Here is a 21,787-nt window from a genome sequence, read left to right as displayed (position 1 = left end):
TGATACGATGCTCGGCCTGCCTGATCATGTGACCGCTGTTCTGTTCGACCTCGACGGTGTGCTCACGCAGACCGCCCGGGTGCACAATGCCGCCTGGACCGAGACGTTCGACGACTACCTGCGCCGCCGGTCGGCCACCACCGGTGAGCCGTACCGGCCGTTCGATCCGGGGCCGGACTATCACCGTTACGTCGACGGTCGCCCGCGTCTCGACGGGGTGCGCACCTTCCTCGCCTCGCGTGACATCACCCTGCCGGAGGGCGCGCCGGAGGATCCGCCGGGGGCCCAGACCGTGCACGGTCTCGGCAACCAGAAGAACGCCCTGGTGTTGGAGCGGATCCGCACCATCGGAGTGGATGTCTACCCCGGCTCGGTCACGTACCTCAAGGCGGTGGCCGCGGCGGGGCTGCGGCGGGCGGTCGTCACGGCCAGTGCCAACGGCCGTGAGGTGATCGCCGCCGCCGGCCTGGAGCCGCTGCTGGAGGCTCGGGTGGACGGGCTCACCGCCCGAGCCGAGGGGCTTCGCGGCAAGCCGCATCCGGACACCTTCCTCGCCGGAGCGAAACTGCTCGACGTGACGCCGGAGAAGGCGGCCGTGGTCGAGGACGCGTTGGCCGGCGTCGAAGCCGGCCGGGCCGGCGGTTTCGGGTACGTGATCGGCGTGGACCGGGCCGGCCACGCCGACGAGTTGCGCGCGCACGGTGCCGACGTCGTGGTCGCCGACCTCGCGGACCTGCTCGACACCGGGCGGCCCGAGTGATCCGGGAACGGGCGTACCCGGTCGAACCGTGGCACGTCCGGGAGACCCGGCTGGACATGGACGTGCTCGCCCAGTCCGAATCGGTGTTCGCACTCTCCAACGGCCACGTCGGCCTGCGCGGCAACCTGGACGAAGGTGAACCGCACGGGCTGCCCGGCACCTACCTCAACTCGTTCTACGAGCTGCGGCCCCTGCCGTACGCGGAGGCCGGGTTCGGCTTCCCCGAATCCGGCCAGACCATCGTCAACGTCACAAACGGCAAGCTCATCCGACTGATGGTCGACGACGAGCCGCTCGACGTGCGCTACGGCGAGGTGCTCGCCCACGAGCGGATCCTCGACATGCGCGCCGGCACCCTGCACCGGTCGCTGCACTGGCGCTCGCCGGCCGGCCGCGAGGTCCGGGTGAACAGCACCCGGTTGGTCTCCTTCCGCCAGCGTTCGGTGGCCGCGATCCGCTACGAGGTGGAGGTGGCCGACGACAAGCCGCTGCGGTTGATCATCCAGTCGGAGCTGGTGGCCAACGAGACCTTGCCACCACAGAGCCGCGACCCGCGCGTCGCCGCGGTGCTTGAGTCACCGTTGCAGGCGGAGGAGGAGCTGACCACCCCCGCCGGTGGGCTGCTGATCCATCAGACAAAGGTCTCCGGGCTGCGGGTCGCCGCCGCCATGGACCACGAGGTGACGTCGCCGGCCCGGACGTCCGTCGGCTCCGAGGGGTACGAGGACTGGGTGCGCACCACAGTGGCCTGCGTGCTGGCGCCGGGCCAGAAGCTCCAGGTGGTCAAGTACCTGACCTACGGCTGGTCCAGCCGGCGTTCGCTGCCGGCGCTGCGCGACCAGGTCGGTGCCGCGTTGGCCGCGGCGAAGTTGGACGGCTGGGACGGGCTGGTCCGTGAGCAGCGGGAGTACCTGGACGAGTTCTGGGACGCCGCAGACGTCGTGGTCGACGGGGATCCGGAGGTGCAACAGGCGGTCCGGTTCGGCCTGTTCCACGTGCTCCAGGCGGGCGCGCGGGCGGAACGCCGGCCCATCTCGGCCAAGGGGCTCACCGGCCCCGGGTACGACGGGCACGCGTTCTGGGACACCGAGATGTTCGTCCTGCCGGTGCTGACGTACACCCACCCGGCCGCCGTACGGGACGCGTTGTACTGGCGTTTTTCCACCCTGGAACAGGCCCGGGAGCGGGCGCGGACGCTCAACCTGGCCGGTGCCGCCTTCCCGTGGCGCACCATCGAGGGGCCGGAGTCCTCGGGATACTGGCCCGCCGGCACCGCGGCGTTCCACATCGCGGCCGGCATCGCCGACGCGCTGCGCCGCTACGTGCTGGTGACCGGCGACCGGCAGTTGGAGCGGGAGATCGGGCTGGAGTTGCTGGTGGAGACCGCACGGTTGTGGCGCTCGCTCGGGCACCACGACCGCGCTGGCAACTTCCACATCGACGGGGTCACCGGTCCCGACGAGTACACCGCCGTCAAGAACGACAACATCTACACGAACCTGATGGCCCAACGGAATCTGCATACCGCCGCCGAGGTGGCGATGCGGTACCGCGACGAGGCGTTCCACCTCCGGGTCACCGACGAGGAGGCCGCCGCGTGGCGGGACGCCGCCGCAGCCATGCACATCCCGTACGACGAGGACCTCCGGGTGCATCAGCAGGTGGAGGGATTCACCCGGTTGCAGGAGTGGGACTTCGAGCAGACCCCACCGGACAAGTACCCGTTGCTGCTGCACTATCCGTACTTCGACCTGTACCGCAAGCAGGTGATCAAGCAGGCCGACCTGGAGCTGGCCATGCACTGGCGGGGCGACGCCTTCACCACCGAGGAGAAGCTGCGAAACTTCCTCTACTACGAGCGGCGTACGGTCCGCGACTCCTCATTGTCGGCCTGCACCCAGGCGGTGCTGGCGGCGGAGATCGGTTACCACGATCTGGCCCACAGCTACCTGCGCGAGGCCGCGCTGATGGACCTGCACGACCTGAACGAGAACACCCGCGACGGGGTGCACATGGCCTCGCTCGCCGGCGCCTGGATCGCGCTGGTCGCCGGGTTCGGCGGCCTGCGGGACCATGATGGAACGCTGTCCTTCGCGCCGTGCCTGTCGAGCCGGCTCAACGGCCTGTCGTTCTCGCTCCAATGGTGCGGGATGCGGCTGCGGGTCGAGGTACGCGGCCACGACACGACGTACGCCCTGCACCACGCCGCCCCGGACTCCGTCATCGAGCTGCGTCACCACGGTAAGCCAGTGCGGGTCACCTGCGACGAGCCGGTGACCGTACCGAATCCGCCGCCGCGTACGGACCTGCCGACGCCGGAGCAGGCACCCGGTCGGGCACCCCTGCTCCGGCTGCCGGAGAACCCGGCCTGACCCAGCTGGGCCGCCGTCAGATGGGCTCGCCCTGGGAAGGGCGGCCGGTGGCGTCGTGTGGTGTCCTCGCCCGAGGATCGTCGGCCGAACGCGCCTGGGCCGCGTCGTCCGCCCAGTCCCGTCCGCGCTTGTCGTCCTGTTCCCGCCGCTCACGTTCGGCGGCGGACTGCACGGGCTCGCGCTGGTGATGCGCCATGACGGTCCTCGCGATCTGTCGGCGGCGCCGGTGACGCCGGTCCGTCTGCGGTCGTCCGTCGGCTACCCGCCACCCCCCGGCGCAAACCCGCTCGCCGGGCGACCGGAGGGCGTGTTGTCGGCCGGGCCGGGTATCCGGGCGGGTGAGTCAGCCACTGGGGGGCGAGATGGACGTGCGCAGCGAAGCGGTGACGATCCCGGCGGGTGAGGTCCTGCTCCCGGCCGATCTGCTGGTGCCGGCCGAGCCGGTCGGTGCGGTGCTGTTCGCGCACGGCAGCGGCAGCTCCCGGCACAGCCCGCGCAACGTGGCGGTGGCTCACCAGCTCAACAGTGCCGGGCTCGGCACCGTCCTGGTGGATCTGCTCACCCCGGCCGAGGACGAGGTGGACGCGGTCACCGCCGAGCTGCGCTTCGACATCGGGCTGCTGGCCGACCGTCTCGCCGGGATCGTGGACTGGCTGGCCACCGAGCGGCCGTTCGGGACGACCCCGGTCGGCCTCTTCGGCGCGAGCACGGGGGCAGCCGCCGCGCTGGTCGCCGCGGCACAACGGCCGGATCTGGTACGAGCGGTGGTGTCCCGCGGTGGTCGTCCCGACCTGGCCGGTGCCGCGCTCGCCCAGGTACGCGCCGCCACGCTGCTCCTCGTCGGCGGACTGGACGAGCAGGTGATCACGCTCAACGAGCAGGCGCTCGGTGCGCTGACATCCCGGGCCGAACTGCGGGTGATCCCCGGCGCGACGCACCTCTTCGAGGAGCCCGGCACGCTGGACCAGGTTGCCGGGGCGGCGGCTGGCTGGTTCCACGACCACCTGCACCCGCAACCCGCCTCCGCCTAGGACGCTGCTCGCCGCTCCCGCACCCAGGTCGCTGGTCGGCGTGAGGTCGCGACTTGCGGTATGTCGGGCTCTTCCGCTGGCCTGATGGCCCGACTTGCCGCAAGTTGTGAGGCGGGCGGGGGGTCGACGCCGCTGACCGTGAGGTCGCGACTTGCGGTATGTCGGGCTCTTCCGCCGGGCTGATGGCCCGACTTGCCGCAAGCCGATGCCGAGCGCCGAGCGCCGAGCGCCGAGTGCGGGGCGGGGCGCCGAGTTCCGGGCGCTGAGTGCGGGGCGCGGGAGCCAAGTGCGGGGCGTCGGCCGCGTCAGGTGGGCTCGGGAGCGGGTCCGGGCGACGACGGTTCGGAGCGCGACGGTTCGGAGGGGGACGGTTCGGCGGGAGTGGTAGAGGGGCGGGACGGTGGCTTCGTCGATGGTGGCGAGTCCGATGGTGGGGGACCGGATGCCGGGTCGGCGGTAGCTGCGGCGGCCTGCCGTTGACGCTGCACGCTGTCGATGACCCGCCAGGCGACGGCCGTGATCGGGACCGCCACGAAGGCACCCGCGATGCCGGCGATGAGGGTACCGGCGGTGACCGCGAGCAGGATCACCACCGGATGCAGCCGTACCTGGCGCTTCATCACCAGCGGCTCCAGCAGGTTGCCCTCGATCTGCTGAACAGCGATCACGGCGGCCAGGGTGAGCAGGGCGGTGGTGGGCCCGTTGGCGGCCAGCGCCACCAGCACCGCGACCGCGCCGGCCACGGTGGCACCGATGATCGGCACGAAACCGCCGATGAAGGTGATCAATGCAAGCGGGAACGCCAGCGGCACCCTGAGCAGCACCAGCGCCAGACCGATACCGATGGCGTCGATGGCCGCGATCAACATGGTGCCCCGACTGTACGAACCGAGGGTGTGCCAGCCGATGCGGCCCGCCTCGGCGGCGATGTCCCGGTGGCGCCCGCCGGCCCGGCGCAGCGTCCAGTGCCACATCTCCCGGCCGTCCTTGAGCAGGAAGAACAGCAGCACCAGGGCGAGCAGGGCGGAGCCCACGACCTCTGCCACGGTGCGGGCGCTGGCGACCGGGTCCACCTCCTGCTGGCTGATCGCCTGGCGCATCTGGTCGAGCAGGCTGTCGAGCTGTGCGTCGCTGACCGGCAGGGTGGAGGTGACGAACTCACGGGTGCGCTCCAGCCCTTGACGCAGTTCCTCGCCCAACTCGCTGAACTGGTCGGCGGTCAGACTCCACACCAGCGCGCCGACGCCGCCCAGGATGCCGAGCAGGAGTAGGACGCTGAGCAGAGCGGCGAGCGCGCCCGGCAGGCGTAGCCGGCGCAACGCCAGTTGCACCGGATCGAGCAGCGCGGCGAGGAAGAGGGTCGCGGCCATGGCGATGGCCAGCGGGGTGACCAGCAGCGTGATCCGGGCCAGCAGGTAGAGCCCGGCGGAGATCACCACCAGGCAGGCGCTCCACACCACCGCGGAACGGACCAGCCAGGGCAGAGCGGCCCAGGTCTGGCGCGGTCCGGCGCCCCGGACCGCCGTTTCGTCGGGCGGGTTCCCGCCATCGCTTGCGACCACGTCGGCCCTCCTCAATGTCCGGCGAGGTCGGTACCCGGTCGACGTCCCTCCGACACTAATTGCCGGAAACCGGGCCGGAGGGCGTTCGGCCTGCGAGACCCGACTCAGTACGCGGCGACCGGTGCCCGGCCGACGACCGCCGGGATCTCCCGGGTCTGCTCGGCAGCGCCGGGCGTGCTCAGCGGAAGGATCGACTCGCGCTCCTCCACCACCGGCAACAGTGCGGCGGCCGCTTCCTCGCGCAAACTGCGGGCCGCGGCGGCGGCGAGCTCCGCGGCCCGCCAGGTGGCCTGCTCCCGTTCCCGGGCCGCCCGCTGCCGGGCCAGGAGGTGGTCGCGTACCGCTCGGCGCAGCATCAACTCCTGCTCGACCGGGTGCAACCGGGGATCCCAGCCACGGTGCGCGAAGACGTCGCTGAGCTGTTCCACCGACAGCTCCCGTCGCCAGTACGCGTCCAGGGCGGCCCGGTGCAGCCAGCGCTCCCGGTCGGCGTACTCGGCGGGGGTGCGGGCGGTCTGCGGCAGCGGCATGCCGGCCGCACCGGAGAGTCGGCGTACGTCCGCCTCCGCCGCCTCGTACGCCCGCCACGTCTGCTCGGCCTCGTCCTGTGCGGTGAGCCATTCGTCACGGCGGTGCCGGGCCGTGGTGTCGGCCCGGTCTGCGGCGACCGTGACCTCCTCGGCCCAGCGCTCCTGATCACGTCGGTGCTCGACGTGGTCGGACCGGCTCGGCAGTGCAGCCTCGCGGATGCGGGTGCCGGCGTCGAAGCGGAAGAGTCGAGGTCGCAGCAGCAGGCCGGTGACGGCGAGGGTCACCACGCCGAGCAGGCCCAGCCAGATGGCGGCGGCGCGGGGCGCGTCGAGCAGGACGGAGGAGAGAGCGGTACGCATCATCAACACCTCGCGGTCGGGATGAGTCGTCGACTGTGATGGACGCGGGTTGTGACGGCGGGCCGGGTACCCGGGGCACGGCTGATGCCGTTTCAGGTCAGCCGGATCGGGCTTGCCGGGTGGTCCCGGGATCACCGTGGCACTGGCGCGGTGAGGTCGGTTGGCCGCTGGACCGCCCTGGCGTCTGGCCGGTGGGGCGGCGGCGTCACCTGGCTCGATCGGTCGGCCGGACCGCCGTCGGTCAGCCGGTGGGTGGGCCGCGCCGGGTCGGCTCGCCCGCGCGGACGGCGGATACCGGGGCGACGCGGTGATCGATCCGGGCGGTTTCGGCTGGCGTGGCGTCGGCACGGTCGGGCCGCAGCGTCGCGTCGGTCGACGGCTGCCGCCAACCCTGGCCGGCGTCGACTCCCTGGCCGGCGTCGACTCCCTGGCCGGTGTCGACTCCCTGGCCGGTGTCGACCGCCTGGCCGGTGTCGACCGCCTGGGCGGGCTCGACGGTGGGCCGGACGGCGGGCATCGCGGTGGACGGCGAGCCGACGGCGACCGCGGCGCTGAGGGGTACGGCGGTGGACCGGGCCGACGGATCGGCCGCGACGGCCCCGCCGAGGCCGACGGCGAGCACCAGGGTCGCCAACGCCAACCGGGTCAGCTCACGCAGTGCGCACAGCATCGCCGGCCACAGTGGACGGGTGAACGCTGGCGACGGCACGGGATCCAACCTATCCCGCCGTCGGCGTGATCGCAGCGCCGCGACCGTTCGGGGCGGGTGAAGCGCGCCACGTCGTCCCCTCAGGACGACCGTCGGCTCAGCGGTCGGCGGTGCCGGTCACCTGCTCCTTGGTGAAGAGGGCCAGCAGGTCACCGACCTGGTGGTCGGCCTCCGCCGGGTGGCGGAACCGCCCGGCCGGGTTGAGGGTGTACTCGTTGCGCCGGCCCACCCGGGTGCGGTGCAGGTAGCCGCCCGCCTCAAGGTCCGCGACGATCGCCTGAGCGGCACGTTCGGTGACGCCGACCTCGGTCGCGACGTCGCGCAGCCGGGCGGTGGGGTTGCGGGCGATGGCGAGCAGGACGTGCGCGTGGTTCGTGAGGAAGGTCCAGTTCCGCGCGTTTTCCCGTCCGTCAGTGCTCGCCATGCCCGCCATCGTATGACCTGCCGTTCGGATACCCCGGCTCGCGCCGTTGCCGGCCCCGGTTCGGCCGAGCGCAAGCGTCGACTGATGCATGAAATGCATATCACGTATAGCTTGACGTGCGTTATGCCGCGTGTGACCGTGATGGCAGCCCGTGACCAGCGCCGGCCGGGATGACCAGGCATTCCTCCCAGAGATGAGGTGCAGCCGGATGAGTCGACCCGGAACGCCCGGCCCGCAGCCCGGACCGGAACGCGAGCTGCTCACTGCGGATCTTCCGGGTGCCCCGCAGCGGGCCCTGGCCGAGCTGCTCGCCGGCAACCGGCGGTTCGTCACCGACACGCTGCGGCATCCCAACCAGAACGCCGGGCGGCGGGCCGCCGTCGCGGCCGAACAGCATCCCTTCGCGGTGATCGTCGGCTGCTCCGACTCCCGGCTCGCTGCCGAGATCATCTTCGATCGCGGGTTGGGCGACCTCTTCGTGGTCCGCACCGCCGGGCACACCGTCGGGTCGGAGGTACTGGGCAGCGTGGAGTACGCGGTGGCCGTGCTGCGTACGCCGCTCGTGGTGGTGCTCGGCCACGACTCGTGCGGCGCCGTCCAGGCGGCCCGCGAGGCACTGGCCACCGCGACCACGCCTCCCGGGCATCTGGGTGCGGTGGTCGACGCCGTGGTGCCGAGCCTGCACCGGGCACAGGACGCCGGAGTGCACGAACTGGACGGGATCGTGGACATCCACATCGCGCGGACCGTCGAGACGATGCTGGCCTCCTCCACGACCCTCGCGGCGGAGGTGGCTGCCGGGCGGTGCGCGGTGGTCGGCATGTCGTACCGCCTGGCCGCCGGTGAGGTGCGGGCGGTGGCCGCGGAACCCGCCGAACTCGGCGGTGCGATGGCGACCGCGCCCTGATCCGCGACCGACGACGACGTCCTGAACGACGAGGGCCGTCCCGCCACGGTTGACGGGACGGCCCTCGGTGCGTCGCGTCGGGCGATCAGAGCAGTGACACGTGAACGTGGTCCGTGTGGTTGGACGGGCCGCTGTAGGAGCTCCAGCGCTCGGTCGCCGCGAACCAGATCTGCCGGTTCCAGATCACGTAGTAGACGCCCAGCCGGTCGGCGTTGCGGACCAGGAAGGCGGCCAGGTTGTTGCCGTAGATCCGGGTGTCGTTGTTGTGCCACGGCCTGAAGCCGCTGTTCTGCAACGACCAGTCGCAGGCCCGGCCCTTGGGGTGCTCGAACTTGTCACCCGGGCGGAAGCAGCCGACGAACCGGTTGAATCCGGCCCGCTTGACCTCCTTGTACATGTGCAGCGTCCGGGGCGTGATGCAGCCCGACGTGGTGGGGTCGTTCTGGCTGCACGACTCGGGCTTCCAGCCGCCGTCCGAGGCCCGGTTCGGCGCGATCCGGGCCACCGGCGAGGTGGCGTCCACCAGCCCGCCGGTCAGGCCGACACCGCCGACCAGTCGGAGGGACTTCTCCGCCTCGCTCTTCTTGCGCGCCATGTCGTTGGTCAGCTTCTTCTGCTCGCGCACCTCGGCGTCGAGCGCGAGCTTGGCCTGCTCTGCGCGGAGCTTGATCGCGTTGACCTCGCCCAGCTTCTTGTCGTTGACCAGGTTCAGCTCGTCCAGTGCCGAGGCCCGGTCGATGAACGAGTCCGGTGCGCTGCTCTGCAACAGCATGGCGATCGCGCCGACCCGGCCCGTCCGGTACGACTGGGTGGCGATCTGGGCGACCTGTGGGGAGAGGGCGTCCAGGTCGGCCTGAGCGGAGCGGACCTCGACCGCCAGTCGGAGCTGGCGCTTCTTGGACTTCTCCAGCTTGGCCTTGGCCTTGGAGTAGTCCCGGGTGGTCGCCTCGATCAAGTCGTTGAGCATCGGCGGGTCGTCGTCGTGCTCCGCTGGTTTCGGGTCGTTCGGTGCGGCCGTCGCCGGCATCGGACCGGCGAACACGGCGAACGCGGCGAACACGGCCACCACGGGTGTCAACCAGCGGCGTAGGGGTGCCGTCACTGTTTTCCCTTCCATCGACCGCCGACCGGGTTAGCTGACGGGTTCGGGACGGAAGTGGCCCCTACCGCTTTCGCGGATTCACCCCACGTACCTGGGTTCCCGGCTCGCCTGACGGCGATTGGGCGGTGGCACCGCAGGCGCCGCTGCGCGCCTTCGGCGGTGACCGGCAGTGAGGTTACCCGACAGTCCATCTGTGCCTCTACGCCCCGAACCCGACGAGATGCGTCATTTCGTAATCGCTTTGAGTGACCAGCGACACGGTTACGAGCCGCATCGGCAGGGGCGGTCACGTTGAGGAGTGTCACCATGTGGTGTCCGTGCTCCTGTCCGGGTCGGGCCACCCCGAGGGGGTGGCGGGGGATGTGTTTCGGGTGGGTGGGGTGCTGAGGGCGCGGAGCGCCTCGGCCCGGTCCGTCGCCGGCCGGGGAACCACGGGGGTGGATCCACCACTGCGGACGCCGGTGTCGCCGCGCCCGGCGGTGGTGACCACCGCGGCCAGCGCGGTGGTCAGCGGTACCGCGGCGATCAGCCCGAGCGTGGCGACCACGCTTCGAACGATCTCCGTGGTGAGGAACTCGCTGGTCAGGATCTGCCCCAGCGCACGGGAGTCCGCGGTCAGCAGGAGCAGTAGTGGCAGCGAGGCGCCGGCGTACGCCAGCACGATGGTGTTGACCACCGAGGCGATGTGTGCCCGCCCGACCCGGGTGGCCGAGCGGTACAGCTCCCGGCGGGAGAGGTTCGGGTTGGCGTGGCGCAGCTCGTTGACCGCGGCGGCCTGGGTGACCGTGACGTCGTCCAGTACGCCCAGCGAGCCGATGATGATGCCGGCGAGCAGCAGGCCGTGCAGGTCGACGTCGCCGCGGAACATGGACAGGGTGGTGGCGTCCTCGCTGCCGAATCCGGTCAGGTGGGTGGCCCCGGTCGCGGCCAGCCCGAGCAGCCCGGTCAGTACCAGGCTGGCGAGCGTGCCGAGCACGGCCACCGAGGTCTGGGCGGATACGCCGTGGGTCAGGTACAGCACCACGAACATGATCAACGAAGCGCCGACGATGGCGACCGCGAGCGGCGGCTGGCCCGCGCTGATGCCGGGCAGCACGAAGGTCAGCAGGATGGCGAAGCTGGCGGCCAGGCCACCCAGAGCGGCCAGGCCCCGCAGTCGCCCGAAGGCGACGATGGCGGCGGCGAAGAGTACGGCCAGCCACACCAGCGGCTTGCCGCGTTGGTGCTCGGCGATGTTGTAGGTGCTGACCGAGGGGTCCTCCGGATCGGTCAACGAGACCAGGATGATGTCGTCGTCGACGTCGACCCGGGGTGCCCCGGGCCCGGTCGGGATGGGCGTCTGCACCTCCTGCCCGGCGTCCGGTCCGGTCTGCACCCGGACGGTGACGGTGCCGCACGGGCCGTCCGCGGCCGTCGGGGTGCCCTCTGGCACCACCGGATTGGGCGGGCAGGGCTCGCTGACCACCCGGGTGACCGTGCCGTGGTAGCGGGGGGTGTCGTCGACGGCCTCGGGCCTCGGGGCGTCCCGGGGCCAGAGCACGATGGCGGCGACCAGGGTGGCGAGGAAGAGGGGGACCACCGTCACGACAAGGATCCGCCGCACCCCCGGTGGGGTGGGCGGAGCGGAACGGGTGTGGTCGGCGCCCATTCAGTGTCTCCCAACGATTTCAGGGCTGAGTACGTGTCGATGGGCGAGACGGTTCAGTGCCGCCGGACGACCGTGTCGAAGGGCAGCCTGAATGGCCTGAACGTGGCGGGGTGGCTGCGTACCGTGAGCTGTGGACCTGCTCGCGACGGCCGTGCGGGCGTGCGCCTGACAGCGACCTCGGGCCGCGAGGCACGGATTTCGGCTGGCCATCGTGTGCGAATGGTAACCAGCCCGACCTGCCGACGCAGGTCGCGCGGGTGCGTCGGCGGGTCGGGTCAGCCGCGCTTCATGAGCCGGCCCACGGCGGCCATCATCTCGGTCGCCATTTCGTCGGCACGCCCCTCGGCGGCACCTTCGTGCATGCAGTGCCGGGCGTGCCCGTCGAGCAGGCCGAGAGCGACCTTGTCCAGGGCGGCCTGGATGGCGGAGATCTGGGTGAGCACGTCGATGCAGTAGCGGTCCTCGTCGACCATCTTCTCGATGCCGCGCACCTGGCCCTCCACCCGGCGCAGTCGGGCGAGGAGCTGGTCCTTGCTGGCGGTGTAGCCACGGATCGGCGCGGGTGTGCTCATGCCGGCAAGGATAACCTACCCCTGGGGGGTATGGTACGGTCGATGCGACGGATACCCCCTATGGGTATGGGGTGGGTGCTTGGCCCGCCCTTCCGAACTGGTGAGGAGAGTTCCATGGTCAGCACGACGTACCAGGTGCAGGGCATGACCTGCGGGCACTGCGTCAACGCGGTCAGCACCGAGATCGGCGCGATCGAGGGCGTCAAGGACGTCCAGGTGGACCTGGCCGCCGGTCGGGTCACCGTCACCAGCGACCAGCCGCTGTCCGACGACGCGGTGCGTGCCGCCGTGGACGAGGCCGGATACGAGTTGGCCGGCGCCTGAGCCGGCCGGCGGGCAGAGACCGAGGGGTCAAACCATGAACACGGCGACGAAGCTGAGCGGCTTCGTGCTCGGCCTGGCGGCGGTGTTCGGCGCGGCATACGGGGTGGGAGAGCTGACCGGCCCGGTGAACGCGGTCGCCACCGATCACGACAGCGAGGGCACCGGCCACGGCGGCGACGCCCGCGACGAGGGTGACGCCGGCCACGAGGGGACGGCCGGGCGCGACGAAGGGGCGGCCGGGCACCTGCCCGGCGGCCTGCTCGTCTCCGACCGTGGCTACACCCTGGTGCCGGTCGACGCGTCGCCGGGTGAGTTCGCGTTCCGGATCACCGGTCCCGATGGCCGTCCCGCGACCGGGTACGACGTCACCCACGACGAACGGATGCACCTCATCGTGGCCCGCCGCGACCTGTCCGGCTTCCGGCACGTACATCCGGAACTGGCCGGGGACGGCACCTGGCGGGTCGCCTCGCCGCTGGACTCTCCGGGGGTGTGGCGGGCCTTCGCCGACTTCACCCCGACCGGCGGCGACCCTCTGACGCTCGGCGTCGACGTGACCGTCCCCGGCGCGCTGACCGAGCGACCGCTGCCCGCCCCGGCGAGCAGCGCCACGGTCGACGGCTACACCGTCGCCCTCTCCGGAGCCCCACAGCCGGGGCGCACCACGACACTGACGCTGACCGTCAGCCGCGACGGCGCACCGGTCACCGATCTGGAGCCGTACCTCGGCGCGTACGGTCACCTGGTGGCGCTGCGCCGCGGTGACCTGGCCTACCTGCACGTACACCCCGAGGGCAATCCGGGAGACGGGCGGACCGCCCCCGGCCCGCAGGTGAGCTTCGCCACCGAGTTCCCCTCGGCCGGCGCGTACCGGCTCTACCTCGACTTCCGCCACCGGGGTGTGGTGCGTACCGCCGAGTTCACCGTGCAGGTCGGTGACCCGGGCGGCACCACCGCACCGGCCGACGAGCACGCCACCCCCGGGCCCGAGGACGGGCACGGAACCCCCGGGCACGGGCACGACTGACGGGATCAACCATGAGTACGAGCCGACCCCTGACCGCCGCACCGCACCTGATCGAGTTGGCCATCGGCGGGATGACCTGCGCGTCCTGCGCCGCCCGGATCGAGAAGAAGCTCAACCGGATGGACGGCGTGCAGGCCACGGTCAACTACGCCACCGAGAAGGCGACCGTCTCCTACGCCGACCCGGTCACCCCGGACGACCTCGTGGTCACGGTCGAGAAGACCGGTTACCGGGCCACCCTGCCGCCACCGCCCACCTCGGCCGCACCGGCCGCCGCCGAACCGGCGGATCCGCTTTCCGCCCTGCGTACCCGGTTGTGGGTGTCGGTGGCGCTGAGCGTGCCGGTGATCGCGCTGGCGATGGTGCCGGCCTGGCAGTTCACCTACTGGCAGTGGCTGTCGCTGACCCTGGCCGCCCCGGTGGTGGTCTACGGTGGGCTGCCCTTCCACCGGGCCGCGCTGGTCAACCTGCGTCACGGCGCCGCGACCATGGACACCCTGGTGTCGCTGGGCACGCTGGCCGCTCTCGGCTGGTCGGTGTGGGCGTTGTTCCTCGGCACCGCCGGCACCCCGGGGATGACCCACCCGTTCAGCTTCGACATCGGCCGTACCGACGGCGCCGGCAACATCTATCTGGAGGCGGCCGCCGGGGTGACCACCTTCATCCTCGCCGGTCGCTACTTCGAGGCGCGGGCGAAGCGGACCGCCGGGGCGGCCCTGCGGGCCCTGCTGGAACTGGGTGCCCGGGACGTGTCCGTGCTGCGCGACGGGGTGGAGACCCGGATCCCGGTCGACCAGCTCGCGGTGGGCGACCGTTTCGTGGTGCGGCCCGGCGAGAAGATCGCCACCGACGGAACGGTGGAGGAGGGCTCCTCGGCGGTGGACGCCAGCCTGGTCACCGGCGAGTCGGTACCGGTCGAGGTGGGAACGGGTGACACCGTGATCGGCGGCTGCGTCAACGCCGGCGGCCGACTGGTGGTCACCGCGACCCGGGTCGGTGCCGACACCCAGCTCGCCCAGATGGCCCGGCTGGTCGAGCAGGCGCAGAGCGGCAAGGCCGCCGCCCAGCGGCTCGCCGACCGCATCTCCGGGGTGTTCGTGCCGATCGTGATCGCCCTGGCCGTCGGCACGCTGGGCTGGTGGCTGGGTAACGGCGCCGGACCGGCCGCCGCCTTCACCGCCGCCGTGGCGGTGTTGATCATCGCCTGCCCGTGCGCCCTCGGCCTGGCCACGCCGACCGCGCTGCTGGTCGGCACCGGGCGGGGCGCACAGCTCGGCGTCCTGATCAAGGGGCCGGAGGCACTGGAGTCCACCCGGCGGGTGGACACCGTGGTGCTCGACAAGACCGGCACCGTGACCACCGGCCGGATGAGCCTGCTCGCGGTGACCCCCGCCGAAGGTGAGCGACGCGACGAGGTGCTGCGGCTGGCCGCCGCCCTGGAGAGCGGCTCGGAGCATCCGGTCGCCCGGGCGGTGGTGGCCGGTGCCGCCGAGGTCGGCGCGCTGCCGCCGGTCACCGACTTCGCCAACGTGGCCGGGTTGGGCGTCAGCGGCACCGTGGACGGCCGCCGGGTGCTGCTCGGCCGGGCCCGGCTGCTGGGCGAGCGGGGTCTGGTCGTACCGGATGATCTCACCCGGGCGGCGACCGACGCGGAGGCGGCGGGGCGCACGGCCGTGCTGGTCGGCTGGGACGGTCAGGCCCGTGGCCTGCTCGCCGTGGCCGACCAGGTGAAGCCGACCAGCCGGGAGGCGGTACGGCGGCTGCGTGCGCTCGGTCTGAAGCCGGTGCTGCTCACCGGTGACAACGCCACGGTCGCCCGGGCGGTGGCCGCCGAGGTGGGTGTCGACGAGGTGATCGCGGAGGTGCTGCCCACGGAGAAGGTCGAGGTGGTCGCCCGGTTGCAGGGGGAGGGCCGGGTGGTGGCGATGGTGGGCGACGGAGTCAACGACGCCGCCGCGCTGGCCCAGGCGGACCTCGGCCTGGCGATGGGCACCGGCGCCGATGTGGCGATCGAGGCGTCCGACCTGACCCTCGTCCGGGACGACCTGCTGGCCGCGGTGGACGCCATCCGGCTGGCCCGCGCCACCCTCGGCACCATCAAGGGCAACCTGTTCTGGGCGTTCGCCTACAACGTGGCGGCCCTGCCGCTGGCAGCCGCCGGGCTGCTCAACCCGATGATCGCAGGGGCGGCGATGGCGTTCTCGTCGGTATTCGTGGTGGCCAACAGCCTCCGGCTGCGCCGGTTCCGCCCCGTTTCTTGAACAATTCCGGTCGGCCGACGCCGGGCTGGGTACCTGACTGGATGTAGCGACAGGATCCCCCGGGAGGCTGACATGGGCGTCGAGGACAAGTTCAACAACACTGCCGAGAACACCGGCGGCAAGGTCAAGGAAGGCGTGGGTCGGGCCACCGACGACGAGCGTCTGGAGGCCGAGGGCCGCGCCGACCAGTCAAGCGCCAGCCTCAAGCAGGCCGGCGAGAAGATCAAGGACGCGTTCCGCAAGTAGTCCCGTACGCGACGAACCGCCGGGTCGGCGCAGGCCGGCCCGGCGGTTCGGGTGTGCTCAGCGACCGTCGGGAACCCTCGCGGCGCCTGGACTCCGCCTCGGTCGCCCGGGGTTTTCCCGACGGTCGCTCAAACGCCCGGCGGTCGACCGGCGGTGAGTCGCAGGGTGAATCCCTGGTCGTCGCGGTGGTAGGTGACGTGGTTGCACGACTGGTGGGTGATCCACAGGCCCAGCCCGCCCGGCGCTCCGTTGGCCGACGGCAGCAGCCCGGCGTACGGATTCAGCGGACCGGGGCCGGCGTCACTGACGGTGGCGACGATGCGGTCCGCGCCCGCCCACAGCCGAAACCGGACCGGGGGACGGCCGTGCCGCAGCCCGTTCGTGACGGTCTCGCTGACGGCGACGACGAAGTCGTCGAACTCGTCATCCCGTAGCCCACCCTGGCCAACCTGGTGCACGGCGGCGCGGGCCTGCGCCGCCGTCGGGCCGAGCAGGTCCACCAGGGGCGGGACCGTCTGCATCGGGTCGGGTGGCATCGGGCGCGTCTGGCGCAGGAAGGTCTCCGGCGCGACGTAGTCGACACTCGGCACATGCCGCCCGTCGACGGTGGCGAAGCACGGATGGGTGGCGGCGACGTCCGCCAGCACCCCGGATGCGCTGGTCCGGGTGTCGTACGCGCACATGCTCCACAACGGCCAGTCGTCGTACGCGTGGTTGATCGCCGACTCGTACCGGGCCCACCAGTCCCAGGTGGGACCGAGACCGGCCGGCGGCACCTCGCCGATGATCCGGATCTGGGTGGCACCGTCGGCGACCAGATCGGCGAGGAGCTGGCGGTACATCCGGATGGCGGCGGTGGGCCGGCCGTAGACGTCACCGCCCGACAGGAACTCGACCTTCGTGTCGGCGGGCAACGCGGCGCGGACCAGATTGCTGGTGCGCTCGCCGAGCGCGACGAAGGTGGGCTCGTTCGCCTCCACACCACCGACCAGGAACGGCACCACGACGGCGAGCAGTTCCTCGTCGGAGCCGTAACAGAGAGCCTCGTGGAGGTAGCCGGTGCGTCCGGCGGCCGCACCAGTCCTCACCGAGCCACCTCCACCCGCAGGTCGGGCAGGTCCAGCAGGGCGGCGAGCCGGGCCACCCCGGAGCGGGCGGCCCGCAGCACGATCGTCACCTGCCGGTCTCGGGCGTACTCGTTCAGGTGGATGAGCGCCCGGTGGTCGAGGAAGCGGAGTCCGTTGGCGTCCAGCACCAGTGTGTCGTCGACGGGTTGCAGATCCGCACGGTCCAGCGCGGTGCGGAACAGATCATGGTTGGAGGGGTCCAACTCACCGGCGAGGGCGGCCTGCCCCCGACGCAGCGGTACGGCGTACAACCGGAACAGCAGTTGGCCGAGGTTGTGTTCCGGGTGCAGGCAGGCCAGCTCGGCGACCGCCGATTCGCCCAGCTGTGAGCGGTCGTACGCGCACATGGCCCGGAACGCCTCGGTGCGCATCATCTCGTTCACGCGCTGCTCGTAACGGGCGAACGCGTCGCGTTGAGCGGCGGTACGGACCAGCTCGGTGGCGTCGGCAGCCACCCGCAGGCCGGTGTATCCGTCGGCGACCGCCTCCCGGGCGGCCCTGCGGTAGGCCGCCACCTGACTCGCCGGATCGATCACCGCCATGCTGGTGTACGCGCCGTCGAGGGAGCGGACCTGGGCGGCACCCGTCAGCAGTGCGTTGGCGAAATCCCGAACACCGAGCAACTGGTCCCGGATCGGCTCCGCGGGACCGGAGACGACGAACCAGACCCGCTCGCCGGCCGCCAAGCCGCCGCGCAGGAACTCCACGGCGTGGGTCATGAACCCGGCCGGGTCGTCGTACGCCCAGCAGAGGTGCCAGTACGGCGGCGGCTGGTCAGTCAGCACGGCACTCCGCTTGCTCACGTGAGGTGCCCCATCAGTGCAGTCTACGGCGTCGTCCGGGACGGGCCCGCCACGCAGGTCCTCCGGTTGTCGGCCCGCCGGGGGAACCAACCGGTGGGTTCCACCGACCAATACGGCGATGACAGCCGTGACCGACGACATCAGCGGGTACGCGCTCGCCGCGGGCCGGGGCGACCACGCCGCCGCGGCAGCGTTCGTGCGGGCCACCCAGCACGACGTACGGCGGTTCCTGACCCACCTGCCCGGGGTGCGGGAGGTCGACGACCTGGTGCAGGAGACCTACCTGCGGGCGTGGCGGGCACTGCCGTCGTTCGCCGGCCGCTCCACGGCACGGACCTGGCTGCTCGCCATCGCCCGCCGGGTAGCCGTGGACCAGGTACGCGCCGCCACCTGCCGGCCACGAACCGCGAACCTCAGCGACTGGCAGGCCGCCGCGGAGAGCGTGCCGGCCGGAGTGCGTGCCGGCGTGGACGAGCAGGTGGTGCTCCACGGGTTGCTCGACGGTCTCGCACCCGAGCGACGGGAGGCATTCGTGGCCACCCAACTGCTCGGCCTGTCGTACGTCGAGGCCGCGCAGGTGTGTGACGTGCCGGTCGGCACCATCCGGTCCCGGGTGGCCCGGGCCCGCGAGGACCTGGTCGCGGCGATGGGGTCGGCCGACCATCCGGCCGATCGGCCCGGCGCCGCCGGCTGAGGCGTACCCCGTCAGGCGACCCGCCGCTGGTCCCGGTTTCGGTCGCCGCCACCGTGGGTGGCCCGGCGGCGGGCCGGGTCGGTGCCGTGGTGGGCGTGCGCGGTGCCGTGCCGGGCCTGGGCCGAGTAGGGCGGCAGCAGCCGCAGCGGGGCGGGCTCGTCGACCTCGTCGAGGCGCAACCGCCAGCGGGACCGCTCCGGCTGGTGCCGGTCGCTCGGAGCGCCGGGCTGGCGGGAGCTTCGCGCCAGCAGCACGGTGATCAGGTAGCCGACCACCAGGAAGCCGTGACTCACCAGCCGTTCCACCGCGACCTGCGACGCGACGAGGTCGTTGACCGACAGCAACACCAGGGTTACCACGAAGGCACCGAGCATCGGCAGCAGCCCCGACGGCGAGGTCCGACGCAACGCGACGAAGAGGAAGCCCGCACCCACCGCGACGTTCCACGCGGCGGACTCGTGCCACAGGTGCTGGCCGGTGGAGTGAAGGTGCTCGGCGACCTCGGCCCGGCCGATCTGCGCCAGCCCGAGCACCAGTTGCACGGCGCCGAGCAGACCCAACGCGGCGCGTAGCCCGTTGACCAGGGTGGGTCGCCCGTCGGTCGCCGACCACCAGCGACTCGGCACCCCGGCGGCGACGAGCGTGCGCCAGCGTCGGCGTGGCGGCGGCGCGGCGGCGAGGATCGCCTCGGTCAGGTCCGGCAGCGAGGTCACCACCTGGGTACGCGCCCGGCGGGTCACCTTCGCCGCCGAGTCCAGCCAGGCCCGGCAACCGGCGCAGGTCTCCAGGTGCCCACCGACCCTGCGCTGCTCGTCCGCCGTGACCTCACCGTCCAACTGCGCCGACAGAATCTCCCGCCACTGCTCACACCGCATGTACCCATAGTCGCTCCCCGGGCCGGCATGGTTCCCGGCCGGGACCTGCGGAACCGGTCGACGCCGAGGTCAGGGCCGGCCGATGCGCTGCGGCGAGGGTCGTGGGCGGTCAGCGACCGGGCAGGCTGCCGAGCAGGACGGCCCGCGTCGACCGGTGGGTGAGGCCCTCGGCGACGCTGCCCAGCAACCGGTCGCCGATCCCGTGTCCGTGCCGGCCGACCACCAGCAGGTCGACATCCCGGTCGTCGGCGACCGTCAGCAAGGCGTCGACGGGGTGACCGGTGACGATCGCGGTGGTGGGCCGGGGCAGCCCTTCGGGCAGTCCGGCGGCCCGTTCGTCGATCATGCGGCGGGCCCGCTCGTGCTCCCGCCGGGACTCGGCGTCGGACAGGTCGGGGCTGGTCACGGTGACCAGGACGAGTTCACTGGTGCTCCCGGTGAGGGTGCGGGCGATGGCACGCAGCGCCCGGTCGGAGTGCTCGGAGCCGTCCACCCCGACCAGCACCCGCAGCCCGGTGCCGACCGCCTCGGACGGTCGGTGGCGTACGTCGACCAGCTGTGGGCGGGCCCGGCCCCGCTCGACGGCGATCGGCACGAACAGCGGCCCGAGCAGCGCACCCACCAGATACCAGAGTGGGCTGCGGTGCCCACCACGGGTGACGAAAACCGCCGCCGTGCCCAGGCCGACGACCAGCCACAGCACCGCCACCAGCGCCGCGTGCCACCACTCAGACACGACGTACCCCGCCGACGGTGCGGGCCTCGGATGCGGACAGGACGGATTCGGCCATACCCACGACTACCCCGCCAGGCCGGGGGTAAGCGCACGGTTCGTCCGTCGCGAGGAGGTTGCCGGGGGTGTCCCGCCCGTTCGTGAACTGGTCCGGCAGTCTCGCCTTCACCCCATCCGGCTACGCCGAGCCGGCCGACGAGGACGAGGTGCGGGAGCTGGTGTTGCGAGCCCGAGAGTCGGGAAACAACCTGCGCCCGGTCGGCTCGGGCCACTCGTCGAGCCTGCTGGTACGCACCGACGGCACCCTGGTCAGCCTGCACCGGATGGCCGGTGTGGTCGACAAGGCCGGCGACCGGGCCACGGTCCGGGGCGGTAGCCGGCTCAAGGAGCTGGGTGCGGGCCTCTACGACGCCGGGCTGGCGATGGACAACCTCGGCGACGTGGACTACCAGTCCATCGCGGGCGCCACCGCCACCGGTACCCACGGCACCGGCCTCGGCTTCGGCAACCTGTCCACCCAGGTGTCGGAGATGCGCCTCGTCACGGGCACCGGCGAGGTGCTGGACGTCTCCGCGACCAGCAACAGCGACCTGCTGCCCGCGGCCCAACTCTCCCTCGGCGTGCTCGGTGTGGTCACCCAGCTCACGCTTGACCTGCAACCCCGCTACGACCTGCGACGACGGGCCTGGTTCGCGCCGGTCGAGTGGACCCTCGACCATCTGGCCGACCTGCAGCACACCAACCGCAACATGGACTTCTACTGGTATCCGCGCAGCGACCTGACCCAGATCCGCACCATGAACCGGACAGACGGCGCATCCGGACCGTCGGTGGCGGCCAGCCGCACGCCGAAGTCCGACGGGTGGTACGAGCCCCGGGAGCTGGCGGTCGGGCCGACCCATCGCACCATCCCGCAGAACCGGGAGCTGCGTTTCGAGGAGATCGAGTACATGCTTCCGTCGGAGGCGTTCCCGGCCTGCTTCGCGGAGGTCCGGCGACGGATCCTCCACCGACACCGGCGCACCGTGGGTTGGCGGGTGCTGGTACGCAGCATCGCCGCCGACGACATCTGGCTCAGCAACGCGTACGGTCGCCCCACCACCGCCATCGCCTGCCTACAGAACGCCTCGTTGCCGTACGAGGAGTACTTCCGGGACATGGAGGCCGTCTTCCGGCAGTACGGCGGACGGCCGCACTGGGGCAAGAAGCACTGGTTGACCGCCGACGACCTGCGCCCGCTCTTTCCCCGATGGGACGAATTTCAGGCGGCCCGCCGCCGCCTCGACCCGGACGGGGTGTTCCTCACCCCGGACCTGGCCCGACTGCTGGAGGTGGCGTGATGGCGCAGGTGTGGGCGGTGCCGGGCGGGCACGTGCCGTTCGGGGGCACCGGCGGCGAGCCGCAGTTCACCAGTTTCGACCAGTTGTGTGTGCTTAACACCACCGACTCCGAGGCGGAGGTGACGCTCCGCTTCTACTACGAGGACGCCGAACCGGTCGGGCCGTACCGGTTCACCGTCGGTGCCCGACGGATCCGGCACGTACGGGTCAACGACCTGATCGATCCCGAAGCTGTCCGCCTCGACCGCCCGTACGGCTGCGTGCTCAGTGCGCCGGTGCCCGTGGTGGTGCAGTTCCTCCGCCAGGACACCCGGTTGCCGGGCACGGTGGCACTCACCGGGACCATGGCCCACCCCGTCGGCTAGCCGAGGACACGTCTC

General features: G+C 71.9%; 23 protein-coding genes and 1 riboswitch. Of the genes, 11 read left to right on the top strand and 12 right to left on the bottom strand.

Translation table 11 applies throughout. The features are described from left to right. Window positions 1-7: 7 nt before the first annotated feature. The gene (locus AB0J93_RS18945) at window positions 8-760 is read left to right on the top strand and encodes a beta-phosphoglucomutase family hydrolase (RefSeq protein ID WP_363923512.1); all 753 of its coding nucleotides are present in this window, start codon (window positions 8-10) and stop codon (window positions 758-760) included. After that, entirely contained in the window at window positions 757-3,132 is a 2,376-nt protein-coding gene (locus tag AB0J93_RS18940; protein ID WP_363923510.1) for a glycosyl hydrolase family 65 protein, read from the top strand. Before AB0J93_RS18945 ends, AB0J93_RS18940 begins: the two co-directional genes overlap by 4 nt. Window positions 3,133-3,148: 16 nt before the next feature. Here the strand turns inward: AB0J93_RS18940 and AB0J93_RS18935 are convergent, their stop codons facing one another. Next, on the bottom strand, window positions 3,149-3,328 hold the full coding sequence (locus tag AB0J93_RS18935) for a hypothetical protein (protein ID WP_210937438.1): 180 nt from the start codon (window positions 3,326-3,328) through the stop codon (window positions 3,149-3,151). Between the two features lie 166 nt (window positions 3,329-3,494). Between AB0J93_RS18935 and AB0J93_RS18930 the strand changes: the two genes are divergently transcribed. Then, entirely contained in the window at window positions 3,495-4,163 is a 669-nt protein-coding gene (locus AB0J93_RS18930) for an alpha/beta fold hydrolase (RefSeq protein ID WP_363923768.1), read from the top strand. A gap of 305 nt (window positions 4,164-4,468) precedes the next feature. Here the strand turns inward: AB0J93_RS18930 and AB0J93_RS18925 are convergent, their stop codons facing one another. The 4 genes from AB0J93_RS18925 to AB0J93_RS18910 form a co-directional block, all read right to left on the bottom strand. After that, the gene (locus AB0J93_RS18925; RefSeq protein WP_363923508.1) at window positions 4,469-5,725 is read right to left on the bottom strand and encodes an AI-2E family transporter; all 1,257 of its coding nucleotides are present in this window, start codon (window positions 5,723-5,725) and stop codon (window positions 4,469-4,471) included. A gap of 104 nt (window positions 5,726-5,829) precedes the next feature. Then, window positions 5,830-6,615, bottom strand: coding sequence for a hypothetical protein (locus AB0J93_RS18920; protein ID WP_363923506.1), 786 nt, complete (start codon window positions 6,613-6,615; stop codon window positions 5,830-5,832). Between the two features lie 241 nt (window positions 6,616-6,856). After that, entirely contained in the window at window positions 6,857-7,324 is a 468-nt protein-coding gene (locus AB0J93_RS18915; RefSeq protein ID WP_363923504.1) for a hypothetical protein, read from the bottom strand. Between the two features lie 97 nt (window positions 7,325-7,421). Beyond that, complete coding sequence (locus tag AB0J93_RS18910; protein ID WP_363923502.1) at window positions 7,422-7,757, bottom strand: MarR family winged helix-turn-helix transcriptional regulator; 336 nt, start codon at window positions 7,755-7,757, stop codon at window positions 7,422-7,424. Between the two features lie 199 nt (window positions 7,758-7,956). Between AB0J93_RS18910 and AB0J93_RS18905 the strand changes: the two genes are divergently transcribed. After that, window positions 7,957-8,655, top strand: coding sequence for a carbonic anhydrase (locus tag AB0J93_RS18905; protein WP_363923500.1), 699 nt, complete (start codon window positions 7,957-7,959; stop codon window positions 8,653-8,655). An 85-nt stretch (window positions 8,656-8,740) separates the two neighbouring features. On the opposite strand, the gene AB0J93_RS18900 is transcribed toward AB0J93_RS18905, so the two are convergent. From AB0J93_RS18900 to AB0J93_RS18890, 3 genes are all read right to left on the bottom strand, one after another. After that, window positions 8,741-9,757 carry a hypothetical protein gene (locus AB0J93_RS18900; protein WP_363923498.1) on the bottom strand — a complete coding sequence of 339 codons (1,017 nt, stop codon included), beginning with the start codon at window positions 9,755-9,757 and terminating at the stop codon, window positions 8,741-8,743. Between the two features lie 3 nt (window positions 9,758-9,760). Then, window positions 9,761-9,892: riboswitch (cyclic di-AMP (ydaO/yuaA leader) on the bottom strand. 166 nt (window positions 9,893-10,058) lie between these two features. Continuing rightward, window positions 10,059-11,405, bottom strand: coding sequence for a YibE/F family protein (locus AB0J93_RS18895; RefSeq protein ID WP_363923496.1), 1,347 nt, complete (start codon window positions 11,403-11,405; stop codon window positions 10,059-10,061). 275 nt (window positions 11,406-11,680) lie between these two features. Further along, window positions 11,681-11,977, bottom strand: a complete 297-nt coding sequence (locus AB0J93_RS18890) for a metal-sensitive transcriptional regulator (RefSeq protein WP_093408543.1) — start codon at window positions 11,975-11,977, stop codon at window positions 11,681-11,683. 114 nt (window positions 11,978-12,091) lie between these two features. Between AB0J93_RS18890 and AB0J93_RS18885 the strand changes: the two genes are divergently transcribed. The 4 genes from AB0J93_RS18885 (at window position 12,092) to AB0J93_RS18870 (ending at window position 15,835) form a co-directional block, all read left to right on the top strand. After that, window positions 12,092-12,301, top strand: coding sequence for a copper ion binding protein (locus AB0J93_RS18885; RefSeq protein ID WP_093408540.1), 210 nt, complete (start codon window positions 12,092-12,094; stop codon window positions 12,299-12,301). Between the two features lie 34 nt (window positions 12,302-12,335). Beyond that, window positions 12,336-13,328, top strand: coding sequence for a hypothetical protein (locus AB0J93_RS18880; protein ID WP_363923493.1), 993 nt, complete (start codon window positions 12,336-12,338; stop codon window positions 13,326-13,328). A gap of 11 nt (window positions 13,329-13,339) precedes the next feature. Then, complete coding sequence (locus AB0J93_RS18875) at window positions 13,340-15,589, top strand: heavy metal translocating P-type ATPase (RefSeq protein WP_363923491.1); 2,250 nt, start codon at window positions 13,340-13,342, stop codon at window positions 15,587-15,589. Window positions 15,590-15,661: 72 nt separating this feature from the next. Then, window positions 15,662-15,835 (top strand): CsbD family protein, encoded by a 174-nt coding sequence (locus AB0J93_RS18870; RefSeq protein WP_363923489.1) that lies wholly within the window; start codon window positions 15,662-15,664, stop codon window positions 15,833-15,835. Between the two features lie 128 nt (window positions 15,836-15,963). Here the strand turns inward: AB0J93_RS18870 and AB0J93_RS18865 are convergent, their stop codons facing one another. Then, window positions 15,964-16,923, bottom strand: coding sequence for an anti-sigma factor RsbA family regulatory protein (locus AB0J93_RS18865; RefSeq protein WP_363923487.1), 960 nt, complete (start codon window positions 16,921-16,923; stop codon window positions 15,964-15,966). Continuing rightward, a complete protein-coding gene (locus tag AB0J93_RS18860; protein ID WP_363923485.1) occupies window positions 16,920-17,765 on the bottom strand; it encodes an MEDS domain-containing protein in 846 nt (281 codons plus the stop codon). The genes AB0J93_RS18865 and AB0J93_RS18860 overlap by 4 nt, the downstream gene beginning before the upstream one ends. Window positions 17,766-17,883: 118 nt before the next feature. Between AB0J93_RS18860 and AB0J93_RS18855 the strand changes: the two genes are divergently transcribed. Beyond that, entirely contained in the window at window positions 17,884-18,459 is a 576-nt protein-coding gene (locus tag AB0J93_RS18855; RefSeq protein WP_363923483.1) for a sigma-70 family RNA polymerase sigma factor, read from the top strand. A gap of 11 nt (window positions 18,460-18,470) precedes the next feature. Here the strand turns inward: AB0J93_RS18855 and AB0J93_RS18850 are convergent, their stop codons facing one another. Together AB0J93_RS18850 and AB0J93_RS18845 are read right to left on the bottom strand one after the other, a co-directional pair. Further along, on the bottom strand, window positions 18,471-19,334 hold the full coding sequence (locus AB0J93_RS18850; protein ID WP_363923481.1) for a zf-HC2 domain-containing protein: 864 nt from the start codon (window positions 19,332-19,334) through the stop codon (window positions 18,471-18,473). Between the two features lie 109 nt (window positions 19,335-19,443). Next, window positions 19,444-20,070, bottom strand: coding sequence for a universal stress protein (locus AB0J93_RS18845; RefSeq protein ID WP_363923479.1), 627 nt, complete (start codon window positions 20,068-20,070; stop codon window positions 19,444-19,446). Window positions 20,071-20,192: 122 nt separating this feature from the next. Between AB0J93_RS18845 and AB0J93_RS18840 the strand changes: the two genes are divergently transcribed. Together AB0J93_RS18840 and AB0J93_RS18835 are read left to right on the top strand one after the other, a co-directional pair. After that, window positions 20,193-21,407, top strand: a complete 1,215-nt coding sequence (locus AB0J93_RS18840) for a D-arabinono-1,4-lactone oxidase (RefSeq protein WP_363923477.1) — start codon at window positions 20,193-20,195, stop codon at window positions 21,405-21,407. Continuing rightward, a complete protein-coding gene (locus AB0J93_RS18835; protein WP_363923474.1) occupies window positions 21,407-21,772 on the top strand; it encodes a sensory rhodopsin transducer in 366 nt (121 codons plus the stop codon). Before AB0J93_RS18840 ends, AB0J93_RS18835 begins: the two co-directional genes overlap by 1 nt. Window positions 21,773-21,787: the final 15 nt, after the last annotated feature.

It is taken from the genome of Micromonospora sp. NPDC049374 (assembly GCF_040677165.1).
Taxonomy (GTDB): Bacteria; Actinomycetota; Actinomycetes; order Mycobacteriales; family Micromonosporaceae; genus Micromonospora.
The sequence above is the reverse complement of the archived record's forward strand: the minus strand, read 5'-3'. Positions and strand labels throughout refer to the sequence as shown.

What these genes read in the sequence shown, in the direction of transcription:
- AB0J93_RS18885 (WP_093408540.1), top strand. Translation starts at nt 12,092, where the DNA reads ATGGTCAGCACGACGTACCAGGTGCAGGGCATGACCTGCGGGCACTGC.
- AB0J93_RS18850 (WP_363923481.1), bottom strand. Translation starts at nt 19,334, where the DNA reads ATGCGGTGTGAGCAGTGGCGGGAGATTCTGTCGGCGCAGTTGGACGGT.
- AB0J93_RS18905 (WP_363923500.1), top strand. Translation starts at nt 7,957, where the DNA reads ATGAGTCGACCCGGAACGCCCGGCCCGCAGCCCGGACCGGAACGCGAG.
- AB0J93_RS18945 (WP_363923512.1), top strand. Translation starts at nt 8, where the DNA reads ATGCTCGGCCTGCCTGATCATGTGACCGCTGTTCTGTTCGACCTCGAC.
- AB0J93_RS18930 (WP_363923768.1), top strand. Translation starts at nt 3,495, where the DNA reads ATGGACGTGCGCAGCGAAGCGGTGACGATCCCGGCGGGTGAGGTCCTG.
- AB0J93_RS18880 (WP_363923493.1), top strand. Translation starts at nt 12,336, where the DNA reads ATGAACACGGCGACGAAGCTGAGCGGCTTCGTGCTCGGCCTGGCGGCG.
- AB0J93_RS18875 (WP_363923491.1), top strand. Translation starts at nt 13,340, where the DNA reads ATGAGTACGAGCCGACCCCTGACCGCCGCACCGCACCTGATCGAGTTG.
- AB0J93_RS18890 (WP_093408543.1), bottom strand. Translation starts at nt 11,977, where the DNA reads ATGAGCACACCCGCGCCGATCCGTGGCTACACCGCCAGCAAGGACCAG.
- AB0J93_RS18855 (WP_363923483.1), top strand. Translation starts at nt 17,884, where the DNA reads ATGACAGCCGTGACCGACGACATCAGCGGGTACGCGCTCGCCGCGGGC.
- AB0J93_RS18835 (WP_363923474.1), top strand. Translation starts at nt 21,407, where the DNA reads ATGGCGCAGGTGTGGGCGGTGCCGGGCGGGCACGTGCCGTTCGGGGGC.
- AB0J93_RS18910 (WP_363923502.1), bottom strand. Translation starts at nt 7,757, where the DNA reads ATGGCGGGCATGGCGAGCACTGACGGACGGGAAAACGCGCGGAACTGG.
- AB0J93_RS18920 (WP_363923506.1), bottom strand. Translation starts at nt 6,615, where the DNA reads ATGCGTACCGCTCTCTCCTCCGTCCTGCTCGACGCGCCCCGCGCCGCC.
- AB0J93_RS18895 (WP_363923496.1), bottom strand. Translation starts at nt 11,405, where the DNA reads ATGGGCGCCGACCACACCCGTTCCGCTCCGCCCACCCCACCGGGGGTG.
- AB0J93_RS18870 (WP_363923489.1), top strand. Translation starts at nt 15,662, where the DNA reads ATGGGCGTCGAGGACAAGTTCAACAACACTGCCGAGAACACCGGCGGC.
- AB0J93_RS18935 (WP_210937438.1), bottom strand. Translation starts at nt 3,328, where the DNA reads ATGGCGCATCACCAGCGCGAGCCCGTGCAGTCCGCCGCCGAACGTGAG.